Below are 18,774 nucleotides of genomic sequence, written 5' to 3' on the forward strand. Positions count from 1 at the left end.
AATAAGGTAATCAGAGTAGAATTCCTGACCAATTTTGCTTTTAAGTAAAAGGCCAAATTAAAATCTATATAACCATGTTAGAAATAAGAGGATAAGTACTCGACATCTAATTGAATAGAGTTAATTTTGTCTTGATACATGTGCCTTACTACTTGTGTCCATTTACTTAGTTTAAATAAATAAAGATTTATGCAGCTATTAGCAGCAAAGTAAGAGACATGTCTTTCGCCTTCCATGTAAACCGGCTCTTTAAGCTGACTTATGCGGTAACTTTATTTAAAATCACTTTATTTGTGGCTTAGGTATGTCTTAGTTATGAGCGTTACTGCCTGCCTATTCGCAAAATAACTCCGCTATGGTCCCCAAAACTGCTTCAACTCTTACTACCGAAAACAAGCAAATGCAACGCGCAAAATTGTATCAACTCCTAGGCCGATTACCCGACCGGCACCGGCCTATTACAGCTAAAGTAGTTTCGCGGGAAGAAACGGATGAAATAATAATGGAGAAATTGCTCCTGGATTTGAATGGGTTGGAATTAGCATCCGCTTATTTTACGAAACCGAAAACCGCCTCCGGAAAAATACCGGTGATTTTGTTTAACCATTCGCATTTTGGGCAGTACGAAGTAGGGAAAAACGAGTTTGTAAAAGGCCGCCAAGAAATGCAAAGCCCACCTTACGCGCTTGCTTTAGCCAGGGCAAGGTACGCCGGCTTGTGTATCGATAGTTGGGGATTTGGGGAAAGAAGCAACCGACCAGAAGTAGATATCTTTAAAGAAATGCTCTGGAAAGGTCAGGTAATGTGGGGCATGATGGTGTACGATAACCTGCGGGCCCTTGATTATCTGGAAACCCGCCCCGAGGTGGATACCCAACGCATCGCAACTATGGGCTTGTCGATGGGCAGTACCATGGCCTGGTGGCTGGCTGCTTTAGATGAGCGCATTAAAGTTACCGTTGATTTAAATTGCTTAACCGATTTTCAAGCGTTAATAGAAGATAAGGGATTAGACCGACACGGCATCTATTACTACGTACCCGATTTGTTGAATCATTTTACTACATCCGGCATCAATGCCCTCATTGCGCCACGTCCGCATTTTGGTTTGGCAGGCAGCCTCGATCCTTTAACTCCTTTAAAAGGTTTAGAAAAAATAGATGCCGACTTAAAGAAAGTTTATGCTGCTGAGAATGCTTCCAATGCCTGGAAATTAAAAATTTACCCGGTGGGCCACCTGGAAACCCCGGAAATGCGCCAGGATATTATGGCTTTTTTTAAAAAATGGTTGTAATAAAATTTTCTACCTGCTCTGCCATTCTTCTTAACTAACAAGCAATTATTCTTTGGTGTAATTTCTCCTAAATGTAATTTTAGTATTCATGAAAGTTTTAACTATTTAAAAGGTAGCAAAAGGATGTTTCACTATTTTGATTTAATCCTGTATTGGTTAATTGCAGTTAGCAAGGAGTTGAAGTAAGTTGTACGTGGTAATATTTTCTCTTATTTGAAAATTTGATCAGGTAGATTAAAGAACGCCAAAAATTCCAATTCTCTACTTCAAACTAGTTTTAATCAGTTACTTAAATCTAAAAACTACCAGATAGTAAGCTAAGAAGCCTTACACAATTAATCGCTTTTCAAGCCTCCATCAAATTCAACTTAAGTTGGGATCTAAATAAGGCTGCTTATAGTTACGGTTAATTAGTTTGCTATATGCCATCGGTAGAACGGTAAGCACAAAAGCTAGTTTTAAAAATTTCCAAATAAAATTAGGCTTGTTTGGCCGTGTTAGAGTTCTGGTTAAGAGTTATTATATTCTAACATTTTTGTCTTAATTTAGTACTTATAATGGATATAATTGCTGTTTTAATAATATAAATACGAATTAATTGCACTTTTCTATGGTAATAAGAATAAGGCAGTTTTTACAGAATTATTTTTCTGCGACAATCACTTTACTGTTTTGTTTGTTTGTAACGCTTTTTGTTTTTTATACCCTTAAAAACAAAACGAAGGAAAACAATCAAAAAACTTTTTTGAATAAAACCATTCAAGCCAGAGAAGCTTTAAACCGGTGGGTTATTAATTATTTTCAGGTTTTAAAAGGGGGAAAAGCTTTATTTGCTGCGTCGGGCAAGGTAACCCGACAAGAATGGAAAAATTATATTGGTGCTTTAGAGGTAACTAAAAACTATCCGGGTATTCAAGGCATTGGTTTTGCCCAGGTTATTCACCCCGCGCAATTATCAAAACATATCCAGGAAGTTAAAAACTTAGGTTTTCCGGAATATAGAGTAAGTCCGGAAGGGTTACGATCACTTTACACGCCCATTGTTTTTATTGAACCTTTTTCGGGTCGTAACCTGCGGGCTTTTGGTTTTGATATGTTCAGTGAGCCTGTTCGTCGGTTAGCCATGGAAAAAGCCCGCGATTCCGGTAAGCCTACTTTAACCAGTAAAGTACGTCTGGTGCAGGAAACTCAAGAAGATAGGCAGCCGGGTTTTTTGTTGTATTTACCCGTTTACCAGCAGCATATTACCCCGGCTACGCTGGCCGAACGCCGCCAATTATTAACTGGTTTTGTTTATAGTCCTTTCCGCGCGAAGGACTTTATGACAACCATCTTTAACCACAACTTTAATGATTTAAACATTGAGGTCTACGACGGAATAGTTCTTACCCCAGAAAATCTTTTGTACGATTCTAATATTTTTAAGCCGAATAAAAATAGTCATGCCCCAGTTCCGGTTTTTACGCGGGTGCTGCCTTTGCAAATAGAAGACCACACCTGGACCCTTAAGTTTACTCAAATTGTGGAGCCTCCTTCTTCCGATAAAAATTTGCCTGATCTTATCTTGGCAGGAGGAGGTATCATTAGTTTTCTGATATTTCTGGCGATGTATTTAGTGGCAAACACTCGCCGTTTTAACCAATTAAAACAAACTATTACCGATAATGCAACTGCCGCTTTATTTATGATGGATGCCAATGGCTATTGCACCTTCATGAATCCGGCGGCCGAAGCAATGGTTGGGTATACGCTGGAAGAAATTCAGCAAAAGCCATTGCACGATATGATTCACCATACCCGACCGGATGGCAGTCCATACCCTTTGCACGAATGCCCGATTGATCGGGCTTTACCTACAAATAACAATATGCGGGCTCACGAAGATGTATTTATTCGGAAGGACGGAACATTTTTCCCGGTAAGTTGTGCTGCCAGCCCTATTTATGAACATGGTGTTCCCGTTTCAACGGTTATAGAAGTCCGGAATATTACAGACGAACAAGAATCCAGAATTGCATTAGAGGAAAGTGAAGCCCGTTTCCGGAATATGGCCGATAGTGCGCCCGTACTCATCTGGATGAGTAGCAATGAGGGAAAAATAACTTACGTAAATAAACAATGGCTGGAATTTACGGGTCAAACATTAGCAGAAGCTCTGGACCATGGCTGGGATAAAGCCGTTCATCCGGAAGATAAAGAAAAAGTTAAAGCTATTTACAATAATGCCCGAAACAAGAAAGTAAGCTACCAGGTCGATTACCGTATCCGGCGGCACACCGGTACTTACCGGTGGGTAGCCTCTACGGCTACTCCCCGCTTTGATAATAAAGGACAATTACTAGGCTACATTGGGTCGATTAGCGATATAACCGAAAGAAAAGAAGCAGAAAAACGTTTAAAAGAAAATGCGGATTTGCTGCATCAGATCTTTTTAGAAGTGCCCGCTATTGTGGCTTTAATCCGGGCGACCGATCAGGTGTATATGCTGGCTAATCCTATGTTTAGTAAGTTACACGGCAACCGCCCCTTATTAGGCCGCAACATCCGCGAGGCCAACCCCGCTCTAAATAGAGTAGGATTTGCGGAGCACATAAATAAAGTGGTAACTACCGGAAAACCATTTGTGGGAAAAGAACTGCCTATAACTTTCGAGAACGAGGGCCGCACCCAAACCGGTTATTTTAACTTGGTATTGCAACCTTTAACTACGAGCCGCAACCAGGTAGCCGTAGTTTTGCTTTTTGCGGTAGAAGTAACGGAATTAGTAGAAAGCCGCAAAAAGCTGCTCACCACGAACGAAGAATTACAGCAAACGAATGCCGAGTTGCGGCGAATCAATACTGATCTGGACAATTTTGTTTATACGGCCTCGCACGATTTAAAAGCGCCCATTGCCAACTTGGAAGGCTTAACCACCGATTTAAAATATACCCTCCGAGACCAGATTGGCGACGACGAAAAATTGCTGTTAACCTTAATTGCCGATTCCATTTTAAAACTCAAGCGCACTATAGTCGATTTAACCGAAATAACCAAAGCTCAAAAAGAAGCATCCGCCCCAAAAGAGTATCTTAATTTTGCCGAAGTTCTGGATGATGTAATAGCCGATCTTCAACCTATACTAGATAAAGCTAATACTAAATTGCATATTAGTTTGGAGGCGCCGGATGTTTTCTATGCCCGTAAAAACTTACGGAGTATTTTGTATAATTTACTATCAAACGCGGTAAAGTATTGCTCTCCCGGTAAAGCGCCCAATATACGTATTTCTACCGTAGATGCGGGCGATTTTATTCTTCTCACTGTTGCCGATAATGGTTTAGGTATACGTTCCGATCAGCAATCGAAGTTATTCAATATGTTTAAAAGAGTGCACACGCACGTAGAAGGTAGTGGTATTGGCTTGTACATTATGAAGCGGATTGTTGAAAATAACGGCGGACGAATAGAGTTAATCAGTAAAGAAGGCGAGGGCTCAACTTTCCACGTGTATTTCCAAAAAGAAAAGCAAGTTATTCAAGGCTGACCTATCTTTTATAAAAAGCATTTTAGTTTTTTCAGAATTCTATTTTGAATGGTTGCACAACTATTTTTCATACTGCTTCTACTTACGAACCCCGCCTTTTTTGCGCTACTCTTTACCGTGCAACTTGTGCTTATATTATTTCATTTAGTAGTAAAGTTTCATTTAATCAGTTCCTGCACGGTAAATGCTTTTTGGCGGGCTTTCAGGTTCTGACGGATTTTGGCGACTTCTTCGGCGCTAACTTTATCGGCATTGTTTTGCCACGACCGCCGGATATAGCTAAGCACTTGGGCAATATCTTCGTTAGCTAAATCTTTATCGTAACCAATTCCCGGCATGTCGCCGTTAATTTCGGGTGCCTTATACAAGTGCCCTTTTACCTGTACCGGACCAGTTAAGCCAAATAATACAATCGAAACTAGTTTTTCTTTGTCGCCGGTAACCCACTCAGAACCATTTAAGGGAGGAGCTAAACCGTTTACTCCGTTACCATCCGGCCCGTGACAAGTCTGGCAAGTAGAAGTGAACATAGCAGCACCTTTCGGGAATTCTTTTAACAGTACTTTCGGGTCTTTATTTTTCCGGGCACTTTTAATATTGGCAACAACTCCTCGCAATTCTTGGTGAATAACTAAATTGGTATCCGGCGCCAGAACTACTAATTCTTTTTGGAAAGCTTCTTCCTGCTCCGGTAGGGTGCTAATGAGGGCATCCGCTACGTACTCGTTATTCGGGAAACTTTTAACTAACTGCTGCCGCAAGGTTTTAGCGGCAGTTTTATCAATCGGCTGTAGGTAAGAAACCAGGAAGGCAAGGTAGGGTGCGGCTAAGGTATCATTCTGCGATATTAGACTTTTTAATTCGGGTAAGTAGCTTTTATAAGTATTTTTCGTCAGCACGGAAGGTAATACGCTCAAAGCTTGCATGCGCACGGGCCAGGTAGGCTCCCGAAGTAAGTTTAAAACTTCCTCGGTTTGTAACGCACCTAATCCTTCTAAAGTCCATAAGGCGTGCATCACCAACAAGGAGTTGTCCTTATGTTTTAGGGCCTGGTGCAAAGCGGGTAAGGCTTGCGTGTACTTGCTGTCGATTAACATTTGTTGGGCTTTGTCCCGCACCCAACCATTCGCATGCCCTAATAAAGTAACTAGCTGGTCCGGATTTCCGGGTAAGGTAACCGCTTTTGCCGGTTTATTTGCCGGGACAATTTTGTAAATGCGGCCGCAATTTAAAGGTTGGGTAAGCTGCCGGCGGCCAATTTCGTTTTTTAAATAAGTGGTTAAGTACGTTTTATGTTGAATGATACCCCGGTACATATCCACCACGTACAAAGAGCCATCCGGGGCGTCGTATAAATTTACCGGTCGGAAACGCTCGTCTACGCTGGTTAAAAATTCATGACCTTGGTAAGCTTGTTCACCTTTCACCACTAAGCCTTGCTCGTTAATTATGTTACGCTTAATCAGGTTGGCGGAAGGCTCCGCCACAAAAACACTGGTCGCATACTCGGGGCCAAATAAATCACCGCGGTATACCAAAGGGGCGCAGGCCGCGGTAAAGTTTACCAGGTGCTTACTTTCATTTAAAATGCCGTTCATGTAGCCGCGGTTAACCCCAGGCGTAGGGCGGGAAGGATATACCTTATTATCCGCCACAATTTTTTGCACGTATCCGGCTACCCGGCGCTGATTTTTATTGGTAGCGCCTAAACCCGGGGTAAAATAATCGCCTAATAAATTTTCGGAGTTGGTATTGTAATATAAGCGTCCGTAATTATCCTGGCTGATGCCCCATTGACCCCGGAAGTGAGTGGGTTCTATGAGCCATTTATCGCCTTTTTTCCGGTAACGCTTACTCGATTTGGCATTGTAAATCCAATTATCCATGGCCCGGTATAAGCCGTTCGGTTGGTGTTCTACGTTACCTCCTTCGGCATAGGAAGCATCTACCAAAGTTTTTTTACCCGGCCGATCATTTTTAATTTCGTAATAATACAAGCTAGGCGGCTCGGCTACTAAAATGCCCTTTTCAATTAAACAAATAGCTCGGGGGAGGACAAGGGAATCTAGAAATATCCTGCGTTCATCCGGTGTTCCGTCTTGGTTGGTATCTTCCAGAATTACGATTTTACCAGTGGGCTTATCTTCGCCGGTGCCAATAGTATCGGGCATGTAGCCATCCATTTCTACTACCCAAGGGCGCGCCTTCTCATCAAATGTTAAAGCTACCGGAGTACTCACTAAAGGTTCGGCAGCGATTAATTTTACTTCAAAACCTGGTTCTACCCGCATTTTATTTATTGCTTCCAGCGGGGAAATTACCGGTGACGAACTTAAATCCACTGGAGCAGGTTCCGTTTTCCGGTTTGTTTCCGGAGCAGTTGTCTGGGTAACCTGGAGGGGTTTATTCGTGTGGCAGTAAAATAAAAAACAAGTAAGAACTAGTAGAAAAACGGATCTTAATTTAAGCATAAAGAATAAAACAAATAATGTTTTTTAAATTAACCTGTCCTTTAGTTTATCAAAGAAACCTGGAAAATATTGTAAGACTAACCATTTATTAGTCATTATTTTAACTACTAGTAAGGGCGGTTAAGTTCCGATTGATAAAAGGAGGTGTTTTTATAAATCAACGGGTTTCATGCGGGCAGTGAGCAAGTGAATAACGAACCAGGCCACAAAATAGGCAAACCCGCAAATTATAAATAAAATATTGTAACCCGCTCCAATGTTGCCGGCCGCCTTGTAGGAGTCTAGCAGCGAACCTACCAGTAAAGGAAATAAAGCAGATGCAATGGACCCCGCCATACCGCCCACACCTACCACCGAACTTACTGCTTTCTTCGGCACAATATCGGATACAATAGTAAATATATTGGCGCTCCAAGCTTGGTGAGCGGCCGCCGCTAAACTAATAATACCTACCGCCACCCAAATATTGGGGGCGTACTGGGCTAATATAATGGGCAATACCGCAAATGCGACGCAGAGTAAAGTTGCTTTCCGGGCTTTTAATACCGGCCAGCCGCGTTTAATTAAATAAGATGATAAATAACCGCCGCCAATGCTGCCAAAGGTAGTGGCTGTATACACAATGGCTAAATGTAAGCTGGGTTTTTTAAGATCGAGGTTAAACGTGGTGGCAAAATAGGAGGGAAGCCAAAACAGGAAAAACCACCACACTGGGTCGGTTAAAACTTTACCTAAAATAAACACCCAGGTTTGGCGAATCTGGAGTAAGCGACTCCACTTTAATTTACCCGTATTTTCGGGTGCAGGTGGTTCGTTATCGCTGTGAATATACGCAAATTCAGGGGGGGTAATTTTTTTGTGCCGGCTCGGGATTTCGTATAAAAACCACCAGAACAGCAACCAAATAAACCCGATGGCGCCGGTAATTAAAAAAGCTTCCTGCCAGCCATAAGCTCCTAAGATCCAGGGTACTAAAATAGGAGCTGCCACAGCCCCAATGCTGGTGCCGGAATTGAAAATACCAGTGGCCAAAGCTCTTTCTTTTTTCGGGAACCACTCCGCTACGGCTTTCACGGCCGCCGGAAAGTTACCCGCTTCCCCTAAGCCCAATAAGCCTCTAACTATGCTAAAGCCCAAGGTGCTTTTTACAAGAGCGTGTAACATAGCCGCCACACTCCAAATAATAATCGAGATGGTATAGCCTAATTTAGTACCTATTCTATCAATAAAATTACCAAAGATAATATACCCAAGGGCATAAGAAGAGGCAAAAACCATTACAATATTCCCGTAATCCGTTTCCGTCCAGTTAAATTCATTTTCCAGGGTAGGTTTTAGTAAACCAATCACCTGCCGGTCGATATAGTTAATGGTAGTGGCAAAAAATAAAAGCGCACAAACCACCCAGCGGTAATTTCCTGTTTTTGGTTCGGGCGTAATGGGGTTAGTAGGGGAGGTAGTTGCTCCGGCGGCTTGAAATTTTAAAGATTTACTATTTTCCATTATTATAATCTTATGTAACTACCACTTTTCCTCCGGTTGCCGGAAACGGGACATAAATTAGTAATAAAGAGGAAAGAATTCTAAATTTTTCCGGTTGTACTCAAAAAGAATCTATACGTAACTAAAAATACTAAGTAAAAAGCCACAATATTATAACATTAGAAATTAGATTTTTTCTAAGATCGGCAATTGAAATCAAAAGTTTAATGGAGTGGGATTTGCCTGGCTACTTTGTAAGAAAAGAAATACTAAATCCAATTTTGAAGGCTGTATTGTTATCCGTAGGTGATTTACCTTGGAGTATGTTCCAATCTCCAAACCGCGTGTTATTGGGTTTAACAAGTCTCGGCTTGCCTCATATCCGACTGCCTAGGTGTTTTCAACGGTTTCCAACTATTAGAATCTATAAATACGCCTTAGATATTCTGGAAGAATCTAATGGGTAGCCAATTGTAGTCATGACTTAAAATTTAGACATCTTACGACTAGATTAGCTACTAAAAGGTTTCCAGTTAAATTCTAGTTGAAGGACTTCGTTCAAGTAAGATTTTCTAGAAAGATCGAGAGTGGTTGTTTTATACTTGAGTTTATTCTGTTCGAGTACTTAAATACTCGAACAGAATAAACTTAGATTATTATCTCAATTAGTATAGTAAAAAATAGGATTATATTAACTAAAGAACAACTTATAACTAACAGATGCTCAATATTTATGACGCGGCCGTTCGGTGTGAATGCCCATTTTACCCCGGTACAGGAAAGCATGGATAGCTACTCCAAAGGTTGGGCCGAATTCAGTTTGCCGGATAGCACCCGTAGAGGTAGGATAATTATTTTGTAAATAGCGAAACGATAAAAGGGGTTCGATAGCTACTTTTTGATTCAGGAAATGAGTATACCCAAGGGCTACTTTACCTTCAATTAATTTTGAATCTACGGTAGAGTTTAAATTTTCCAGGCCGATACTAAAGCCGGTTTCCCCGAATAAACCATTTTTCAGGTAGCCTCTCACAAATGGACCGTACAAGAAAAGAGTACTTATGGGTCCGGTGCCTTTTAATTCGTTTTTATAATTAAAATGATTTATGCTGGCTTGCAAGCCTACTGCAATATTGGAGGTAATAAAATAACCGGCTTTTAAATCGCCTTTAAAATCAACTACGGTTCCCCTATCTGGGTTAGCTTCGGTGCTGGTGGCAGTGCGGGAATAACTACGAAAAGATCCGTTAACGGAACCACCTACCAAATAGGTGCCTTTCTTCACAAAAGTTTTAAGCGAACTTTGGTTTGTTTGGGAGTAAGCAATAGTGGATACAAGTAAAAAGAAGAGAAGGAGATAACGCATATTATTAAGGAATTTTGTTATTTACATAATTACTATAAATAACAAATGATATGCCGTAAATAAATCTGATTTCTTCTTTCTATAATTCAATTTAAAGGTAGTTTTTAGGAAATTTTTAGAGTTAACTATTCTTTAAAGCTACTAATTTGTCTGCCAAAGAGATGGTGTGTTCGTAACCTGCCTCAAACATAAACCGGGCATTTTTTAAATCTGTTAAACTAAAATATTTTAGAGCAGGCGGCTCAATAATTAAGTTACATAAAGATAAACGAGGATGCACATTATTGTTAATGGCCAGATGGCAAGTGCGCTCCAGAATGCTCCGGAAAGTTTTCAGTTCGGCTTGGGTGTTCATGGGGTTTACGTGCAGGGCAATCCGGAAATCGGTGATATTTAGTAAACACTCTACTGGTAAATTATTCAGTAATCCGCCATCCACGAGTAAGTGGTTTTGGTACTCTACCGGTGGGCTTAGCAGCGGGACGGTATTCGAAGCTAATAAAGGAGTAATTAAATTGCCCGAAGAAAAATATACCGTAGTACCCTGCCGTAAATCCGTAGCGCAAATAAAAAGCGGCAGGTTTAAATCTTCGAAGGTTTTGTTGCCTAAGTACTTACTAAATTCTTTTTCTAACTTATCTAACCGGATTAAGCCCCTTTTATTAAACGCGGGCTTGGCCAATTGCCAGTACGGTAATTCAGTGGCCAGCTTATATATTTCTTCCGGCGTATAGCCCGCCGCAAAAAAAGCTCCGGCAATAGCCCCGGAGCTCACCCCCGATATCGCGTGCAAAGGTATTTGTAGTTCGGTGAGCGCTTTTAAAGCTCCCAAATGCGCCACGCCGTGTACCGCTCCACCCGACATTACTAAACCTATTTTCATTCGTTTATACTTCCGCTAAGGTAAAGGCTTCGTTCATACGAACTCCTTTTTCGGTAGGTTTTACGGTGCAGCACTCATTGGTAGGATCGTGTTCAAAAAATAAAATGTATTGTTCTGCCGCGGCAGTATTTAAAAATTGTTCTTTTTCCTGCAAAGTTAGTAAGGGCCTTGTGTCGTAACCCATTACGTAAGGTATCGGTAAATGCCCTACGGAGGGAAGGAGATCCGCCACGTAAACTAATTTTTTACCTTTGTACGGTATTACCGGCAGCATCATTTTATCCGTGTGCCCATCTACATATAAAATATCGAACTGCGGCAACGGCGAAGGTTGCTGCGGATGAATAAACTGTAAATGGCCACTTTCGGCTAAGGGTAAGATATTCTCTTTTAAAAAACTGGCTTTTTCGCGGGCATTGGGCTCGGTAGCCCATTTGTAATGATCGGTGTTGGTCCAGTAGGTGGCATTCGGAAAAGTAAGTTCCAGCGCTGTTCGGTTATGATTATATTGGACTGCCCCGCCGCAATGGTCAAAATGCAAGTGGGTTAAAAAAACATCGGTAATATCGGAGGAATGAAAGCCTAGATTTTGAAGCGAAGCGGCTAAAGTACGTTCCCCGTGCAGGTAATAATGCGAAAAGAATTTTGCGTCTTGCTTAGTACCAATGCCGGTATCAATTAAAATTAATTGCTTGCTGTCTTCTATCAGCAAGCAGCGCATGGCCCAGGTACACAGGTTATTTTCATCCGCAGGATTCGTTCGTTGCCAGATGCTTTTGGGCACCACACCGAACATAGCGCCTCCGTCTAATTTAAAAAAACCGGTATCTATAACGTGAAAAAGCAATTTAGTTAAGAGTTATGAATTGAAATGTAAATGCCCATTATGTATTTACTTCTTTTGATGATTTCGACTTGGAAGTTTATTCCATTACCTAAACGTGATATAAACTAATAACTCATAACTCTTAACTTACAACTCCTGCACTACTCCCATCGCGGAAAATTTCTCGATGCGTTGAATAATTCGTTCTTCGGCGGGAATAGCGTCTAACTCCGTTAAAGTTTTCAGGATATGTTTTTTGAGCATACGAATCATTTTTTCGGGTTCGGTATGGGCGCCGCCCAAAGGTTCTTTAATGATGCCATCAATCAAGCTGTTTTTCAGCATGTCGGTAGCCGTTAATTTCAAGGCTTCGGCAGCTTGTTCTTTGTAATTCCAACTGCGCCATAAAATAGAAGAACAAGATTCCGGCGAAATGACGGAGTACCAGGTGTTTTCGAGCATGTGTACCCGGTCACCAATGGCTATTCCTAAAGCGCCGCCCGAAGCACCTTCGCCGATTATAATGCAAATAACCGGCACTTTTAACATAAACATTTCTTTTAAGTTGCGGGCAATTGCCTCGCCCTGGCCGCGTTCTTCGGCTTCCATACCCGGGTAAGCTCCCGGCGTATCGATGAAAGTAACAATGGGTTTATTAAATTTTTCGGCCATTTTCATTAAACGCAAGGCTTTGCGATACCCTTCAGGGTTGGCCATCCCGAAATTGCGCATTTGCCGTTGTTTGGTGTTGCGCCCTTTTTGTTGCCCGATAAACATAATCGTGCGGCCATCTACTTCGCCGAAGCCACCCACCATCGCTTTATCGTCGGAAACGCTGCGGTCGCCGTGCAATTCAATAAATTTAGTGGCAAGGCCTTCAATGTAATCGAGGGTATACGGGCGATCCGGATGGCGGGACATTTGTACTCGCTGCCAACGGGTTAAGTTCGCGTAGGTCTCTTTTTTTAAAGTTTTTATTTTATCTTCTAACGCTTTAACCGCCTCGGTTACATCTACCTGGCTTTCAGCCGCCAGTTTTTTCATCTCTTTTAATTTGCCTTCAAGCGCTGCGATAGGTTGTTCAAAATCTAGAAACATACATCCGGGATTAGTTCTACTACACAAAGTTAAGGGAATCTTAGAATTTATGTAAGCGTCCGGAAATTAATTGCCGGGCTATAAAAAGCTCCCTGTCTTTGAATTAGATAGCGTTTAGTTCTTAAATAAATTAAATTTTTTGTTGCCAGGTATTGCAGAATCAAATTTAACCCTATACATTTGCATCACTTTAAAGCGAAATGCCCCTGAATCTTTAAAGTAAACGGTCCGGTAGTTCAGTTGGTTAGAATGCCGCCCTGTCACGGCGGAGGTCGCGGGTTCGAGTCCCGTCCGGACCGCAAAAAAGCTCTTAGATTTATTTCTAAGAGCTTTTTTTGTTTACTTCGGAAATATTTAAAACGCCAATTTTTACGATGTTAAGGGTTCATGACAATAATACCCAATTGTGTTGACTCGTTTCCAGAAAGTATTCGAAAGAGAAGCAAACCTGCTAGATTTCCAAAATAGGCTTGTTCGAAACCTAGGTTCTGGCTATGCCCGTCAAATTTACTTTCCTCATCCTACTGGAAGGTTCTAATCGGCCGAAAAGAAGAACTTAAGCGAAGTAGTACCGGTGATTCCCTCCTGAAATCAACCAATAACCTTTTAAGATGGCTTTAGCTGTTATTTAAAAATGGTTAGATTTTTCCACCAGGCTGACTCAATAGAAAAGGTTCTGAGTACTTCAACGAAATTAGTTTAAACTACCATTATAACTTACTGATCCTCCTAAAAGAATTAGTCGAACAATTACTAACCGACCACTACTTATTCTATTTATTCTAAACCTACTTTCCGGACAATCCAATTTTAAAAATGTACCGGATTTCATCCGCAGCTGTTAGGGCAGATGATTTAGGCGATTGGGTAATAGTAGTTGATTTCTGCAGGAAGTTAATAATCCCATACCATTCCATCCAAAAGATTTAAAAAACCGTTTGACCAGGAACTGTTTTTCTTAAATATTCTGACGTTTTAGCTCCCCTACGGCAAAATTAACGGCGCGGGCGGTTAGCGCCATGTAGGTCAACGAAGGGTTTTGGCAAGCCGATGAAACCATACACGCACCGTCTGTCACGAATACATTTTTGGCTCCCCAAACCTGGTTGTTACCGTTTAAGATGGATGTTTTCGGGTCGCGGCCCATGCGGGCAGTGCCCATTTCGTGGATGCCCTGCCCCGGTGCTTGTTCGGAATCGTACGCTTCGATGTTGACAAAACCGGCTTTTTCCAGCATTTCGGCCCCGGTGGCCAGAATATCTTTCAGCATGGTGAGTTCATTGTTTTTGTATTCGCAATCAATCTCCAGTTCGGGGATGCCCCACTGGTCTTTTTTGGTTTTGCTTAAGGTAACCTGGTTTTTGTGGTAAGGCAAACATTCGCCCATACCATTCATCCAGATATCCCAAACGCCGGGCTCGGTCAGGGCATCCTTAAAGGCGGCGCCAATGGTTTCGGTACCCGGGTTGCCGGTACGCCGGGAGCCACCGGCCGCGAAAGCGTAGCCCCGTAAGAAATCCTTTTGTACATTAGCTCCCACATTCCGGAAGCGCGGAATATATACCCCAGTGGGCCGGCGGCCATAATAATATTTATCCTGCAACCCGGGGAATTCGCCGTTCACGTGGCCGCGGTAATTATGGTCCATCAGGTTGTGCCCGAGTTCGCCGCTATCATTCCCGAAGCCATTGGGAAAGCGCGCGGAAGTGGAATTTAAAAATAACAAGGTCGTGTTTAACGTACCGGCATTGACAAAAATGACTTTGGCAAAATATTCGGTTGCTTCCTGCGTATTGGTATCTATCACCCGTACCCCTTTGGCCTTTTGGGTAGACTCGTCATAAATGATAGAATGCACCACCGAGAACGGCCGGAGCGTCATATTCCCGGTCGCGGTGGCGGCCGGTAAAGTAGCCGAATTACTGCTAAAATAACCCGAGTACGGGCACCCCCGCGCGCACATGTTCCGGTACTGGCAGGGCCCGCGGTTGGTTAAGCCTTTCGACAAGTTAGCCGTTCGGGATATGATGAGTTGCCGGTCGGTATAATTGGTAGCGATACTTTCCTTCAGGTGATCCTCGACCGCATTCATCTCCATGGGCGGTAGAAACTCCCCGTCGGGCAGGTGGGGAATACCATCGCGGTTGCCGCTAATACCGACAAATTTTTCGACGTACGAGTACCAGGGTGCAATGTCTTTGTACCGGATGGGCCAGTCGACCGCAATGCCTTGCCTGGCGTTCGCTTCAAAGTCCAGGTCGCTCCAGCGTTGGGTCCACCGGGCCCACATCAGCGATTTGCCGCCTACTTGGTAGCCGCGTATCCAGTCGAATGGTTTTATTTGTTGGTAAGGGTGCTCGTTATCTTTTACAAAGAAATGCTGCGTGTATTCGTCGTAGGCATAACAGCGGCTGGCGATGGGGTTTTCGTTGGTTTGCTTTAGCGGCAAGGTGCCCCGGTGCGGCATTTCCCAGGGCGCTTTGGTGGCGGTGGGGTAATCTTTAATGTGCTCCACGTTGCGGCCCCGTTCCAGCACCAACGTTTTCAACCCTTTTTCGCAGAGTTCTTTCGCCGCCCAGCCGCCCGACATACCCGAGCCAATCACAATGGCATCGAAAGTATTAGCGGCCGCACCTTTGCTGTTACTATTTACCGTGTCGTTTAATTCTCTCTTTATCATCCTATTTCCATCCAAAAACCTGGTGCACGTAGGCGCGGCTTAATTTTAAATTTTCTTTGATTGGCCTAACGGGTGGTTTATCATAAGCAAGCTCAATGGCCGCCGTTCCGGTATAGTTTACTTCTTTCAAAGCTTTCGCAATGCCCGGAAAATCTAGCACGCCCTCACCGACTGCTTCCGTCCATACCCCAGCCGCCGTTTGGTCGCGCAGGTGCAGGTACACCATTTGCTTGCCGTATTCGCGCACAAACGCCACCGGGTCTAAGCCTGCCCGCACTACCCAGTTCAGATCTGGTCCCAGTTTTAATTCCGGTATTCTTTTAATCAAACCTTTCCACTCAAACTGGTCATATTGGAGCTCATTGATATGACTATGAATATTAGGTACTACCTGATGCGTTTCACAAATCTTCATAATTTCCTTTATCAATAAAGCTTCATTATCCAGATGTTCTTCCGATTTTTTGCCTTCCAAAAAGCCGGTGGTAATCCCAAACTCGGTGGCCCCCAGCTTTTGCATGTTGCCGCTAACCAGTTCCACATCTTCCCGTATTTTGGCGTGCTGGCTTTTGTCGAACATTTCGGCGTAATAAGATATACCGGTTACGGCTACCCCATGCTTTTGGCTGATGGCGCCAATGTTTTCTACCGCATCTTTCCGCCGCAGGTGTATTTCCATCATTTCGATGCCTTTTAAACCGGCATATTTATAATCGGCAAATATGGAATCCAGGATGGGCGTACAATCCCAATCGGGCGGAAACTGGCGGGCGTACTCCCATAAATGCGCGCTTAGCTTTACCTCTTTACCGGGCGCTCCGGCACTGGCACAACCCGGCAATACCTGGTTTAAAACCGCGGCACCCGCCAGACTGCCGGCTATTTTTAAAAAATCACGACGTGTTCTATTGTCCATGCCTTATTTTTTATCGGGCAGTGCAAATGCCACGTAACTATCTCCCGCAGGCGATTCCAATTTAGTACCGCCGCAGGCGATTACTACGTACTGCTTGCCATTTACTTCGTAGGTACTGGGCGTAGCAAAACCAGCCGCTGGCAGTTTGGTTTCCCAAAGCAGCTTCCCGGTTTTTTTATCGTAGGCGCGGAACTTCCCATCTTTGGTACCGGCAATAAACAGCAGTCCGCTGGCGGTAACTACCGGACCACCGTAACTTTCGGCGCCGGTTTGCGGAATACCCTTCGCTAGTAATTCGGGGTGCTCACCGTAGGTAACTTTCCAAACATACTCGCCGGTATTCAGGTTAATGGCGTTTAGGGTGCCCCAGGGCGGACGTACGGCCGGATAACCATTCTTATCAATAAACTTACTGTAGCCCGATATGGAATAGGTGGTTTTGGATTTGCCCGGTTCTTTAGCTAAACCGGGTTCTTTCGCCTCAATTTTTTCATCGTCGAATAAGAAGCCGACCAAGGCTTCTTTCTGTTTCTCGGTAAGTTTTGGGAAAGCCGGCATCATGCCTTTGCCGTGCGAAACAATATTTTTAACAAAGTTTTTATCACGACTGGTTTTAATATTCACCAAGGAGGGGAAACCGCTTTTGGGATTGCCTTTACGCTCGGCACCGTGGCAGGACGTACAGGTCATTCGGTAGAGGCTTTCGCCGGGGGTCATGCTTACCAGTTGCTCTTCGGTGGCAGATGGCCCAATCGAGATACGCCAAGGCATTTCGCTGCTGTTCACGTACATAATACCGTCCGGGTCCACCCCAGCGCCTCCCCATTCGGCACCACCGTCCAATCCGGGATAAATAATGGTTCCATTCTCACTCAACGGCGTAAAAATTCCTTCGGACCGGCTTTTGCGGAACAAGCCCAGCAGTTCCGGACGGTTTTCGGCCAGCGGGTTGATATCGGCCTCGGTAAAGGTTTGTCGGGCATACGGCGCGGGTTTTACCGGGAAGGGCTGGGTAGGCCAACTAGCTTCGCCCGGGATATCGGATTGCGGCACTTTTCTTTCTTCTATCGGGAACAAGGGCTTGCCGGTTTCCCGGTCAAATACAAAAACCAGCCCTTGCTTGGTTACCTGCGCTACCGCGTCGATTTTTTTACCATCGCGGGTTAGGGTAATTAAATTAGGTGGCGCGGGCGGGTCGCGGTCCAGGATATCGTGGTGCACCATTTGAAAATGCCATTTGCGCTTACCGGTTTTGGCATCCAGGGCTAGCAAACAGTTCGCAAACAAGTTGGTACCTTTGCGGTTAGCGCCATAAAAATCATACGCCGCCGAGCCGGTTGGTACATACAAAATGCCGCGTTCCCGATCCACGGACATGCCCGACCAGTTGTTTCCCCCACCCACTTCCAGGTTTTTATACGTATCGGGTGGCCAGGTATCGTAGCCGTATTCGCCGGGCAGAGGAATGGTATGGAAAACCCAAGCAATTTTACCCGTGACAATATCAAAAGCCTGAATAAACCCTAAGGCAGCATCGGTACCTTCGGATACCCGCAAAGGCATGACAATCAAATCTTCATAAACGGTACCTGGCGTATTGGAAATTACCATTTTATCGACGGCCGTTTTACCTAGACCGGCTTTTAAGCTTACCCGCCCCTGCTCCCCAAAAGAAGTTATGGGTTTACCATCCAGCGCATTGACGGCGTACAACCAGGGCCCGTTGGTATATAAAATCCGCTGATCGTCGCCTTTTTTCCAGTAACTGAGTCCGCGGCTGGTGCTAAACTGGTCGGTACCTTCGCTTTGCACCCGCCATATTTCTTTACCGGTGGCGGCGTTCAGGGCGAAAGGTTCGGTGGTAGCCGTCATGCCGTACAAGATGTTATCCACGATTATCGGGTTACACTGGATTTGGCCCGAATCCAGCGTGCGGTACTGCCACGCCACCTGCAACTGTTTTACGTTGGCCGGATTGATCTGCTCCAGTGTGGAGTAATGGTTACGCTCGGGTCCTCCCAAATATTCAGCCCATTGCTTGGAACCAAAGGCAGGTTTATCGTTATTACAGGCAATCGCCAGCATGCTTAATGTCATAATCCCGAGGATGTATATTTTTCTCATTTGTGAGTGGATATCTTGGATTAGATTTTAGGTGAAAATTTTAAAAATTGACCAGGACATGTACCTGCCGCGGTTGATAAATATTTTAGGCAATGGTTCGTTTATTAC

Annotated in this window: 11 protein-coding genes and 1 tRNA gene; 3 read left to right on the forward strand and 9 right to left on the reverse strand. The window is 43.8% G+C overall.

What is annotated here, in order from left to right:
• Positions 1–355: 355 nt before the first annotated feature.
• Both AHMF7605_RS27845 and AHMF7605_RS27850 read left to right on the forward strand, forming a co-directional pair.
• The gene (locus tag AHMF7605_RS27845) at positions 356–1,294 is read left to right on the forward strand and encodes a dienelactone hydrolase family protein (RefSeq protein ID WP_106933188.1); all 939 of its coding nucleotides are present in this window, start codon (positions 356–358) and stop codon (positions 1,292–1,294) included.
• A 745-nt stretch (positions 1,295–2,039) separates the two neighbouring features.
• The gene (locus AHMF7605_RS27850) at positions 2,040–4,820 is read left to right on the forward strand and encodes a CHASE domain-containing protein (RefSeq protein ID WP_158267640.1); all 2,781 of its coding nucleotides are present in this window, start codon (positions 2,040–2,042) and stop codon (positions 4,818–4,820) included.
• 158 nt (positions 4,821–4,978) lie between these two features.
• Here the strand turns inward: AHMF7605_RS27850 and AHMF7605_RS27855 are convergent, their stop codons facing one another.
• The 6 genes from AHMF7605_RS27855 to AHMF7605_RS27880 all read right to left on the reverse strand — a co-directional run bounded on the left by AHMF7605_RS27855 (position 4,979) and on the right by AHMF7605_RS27880 (position 12,946).
• On the reverse strand, positions 4,979–7,291 hold the full coding sequence (locus AHMF7605_RS27855; protein ID WP_106933190.1) for a DUF7133 domain-containing protein: 2,313 nt from the start codon (positions 7,289–7,291) through the stop codon (positions 4,979–4,981).
• A gap of 150 nt (positions 7,292–7,441) precedes the next feature.
• A complete protein-coding gene (locus tag AHMF7605_RS27860) occupies positions 7,442–8,794 on the reverse strand; it encodes an MFS transporter (protein WP_106933191.1) in 1,353 nt (450 codons plus the stop codon).
• Positions 8,795–9,497: 703 nt separating this feature from the next.
• Complete coding sequence (locus AHMF7605_RS27865; protein WP_106933192.1) at positions 9,498–10,139, reverse strand: hypothetical protein; 642 nt, start codon at positions 10,137–10,139, stop codon at positions 9,498–9,500.
• A 121-nt stretch (positions 10,140–10,260) separates the two neighbouring features.
• A complete protein-coding gene (locus AHMF7605_RS27870) occupies positions 10,261–11,022 on the reverse strand; it encodes a patatin-like phospholipase family protein (protein ID WP_106933193.1) in 762 nt (253 codons plus the stop codon).
• Between the two features lie 4 nt (positions 11,023–11,026).
• Positions 11,027–11,869, reverse strand: a complete 843-nt coding sequence (locus AHMF7605_RS27875) for an MBL fold metallo-hydrolase (RefSeq protein WP_106933194.1) — start codon at positions 11,867–11,869, stop codon at positions 11,027–11,029.
• Positions 11,870–11,995: 126 nt separating this feature from the next.
• Entirely contained in the window at positions 11,996–12,946 is a 951-nt protein-coding gene (locus AHMF7605_RS27880; RefSeq protein WP_106933195.1) for an acetyl-CoA carboxylase carboxyltransferase subunit alpha, read from the reverse strand.
• Between the two features lie 225 nt (positions 12,947–13,171).
• On the opposite strand from AHMF7605_RS27880, the gene AHMF7605_RS27885 reads away from it, so the two are divergent.
• Positions 13,172–13,245 (forward strand) — tRNA-Asp (locus tag AHMF7605_RS27885).
• A 659-nt stretch (positions 13,246–13,904) separates the two neighbouring features.
• Here the strand turns inward: AHMF7605_RS27885 and AHMF7605_RS27890 are convergent.
• Genes AHMF7605_RS27890 through AHMF7605_RS27900 form a run of 3 tightly spaced genes read right to left on the reverse strand, consistent with a single transcriptional unit; the run spans position 13,905 to position 18,666 of the window.
• On the reverse strand, positions 13,905–15,626 hold the full coding sequence (locus tag AHMF7605_RS27890) for a GMC oxidoreductase (protein WP_199200322.1): 1,722 nt from the start codon (positions 15,624–15,626) through the stop codon (positions 13,905–13,907).
• Between the two features lies 1 nt (position 15,627).
• Entirely contained in the window at positions 15,628–16,542 is a 915-nt protein-coding gene (locus AHMF7605_RS27895; RefSeq protein WP_106933196.1) for a TIM barrel protein, read from the reverse strand.
• A 3-nt stretch (positions 16,543–16,545) separates the two neighbouring features.
• The gene (locus tag AHMF7605_RS27900; RefSeq protein WP_106933197.1) at positions 16,546–18,666 is read right to left on the reverse strand and encodes an outer membrane protein assembly factor BamB family protein; all 2,121 of its coding nucleotides are present in this window, start codon (positions 18,664–18,666) and stop codon (positions 16,546–16,548) included.
• Between the last annotated feature and the right edge of the window lie 108 nt (positions 18,667–18,774).

This window comes from Adhaeribacter arboris, from assembly GCF_003023845.1.
Classification (GTDB): domain Bacteria; phylum Bacteroidota; class Bacteroidia; order Cytophagales; family Hymenobacteraceae; genus Adhaeribacter; species Adhaeribacter arboris.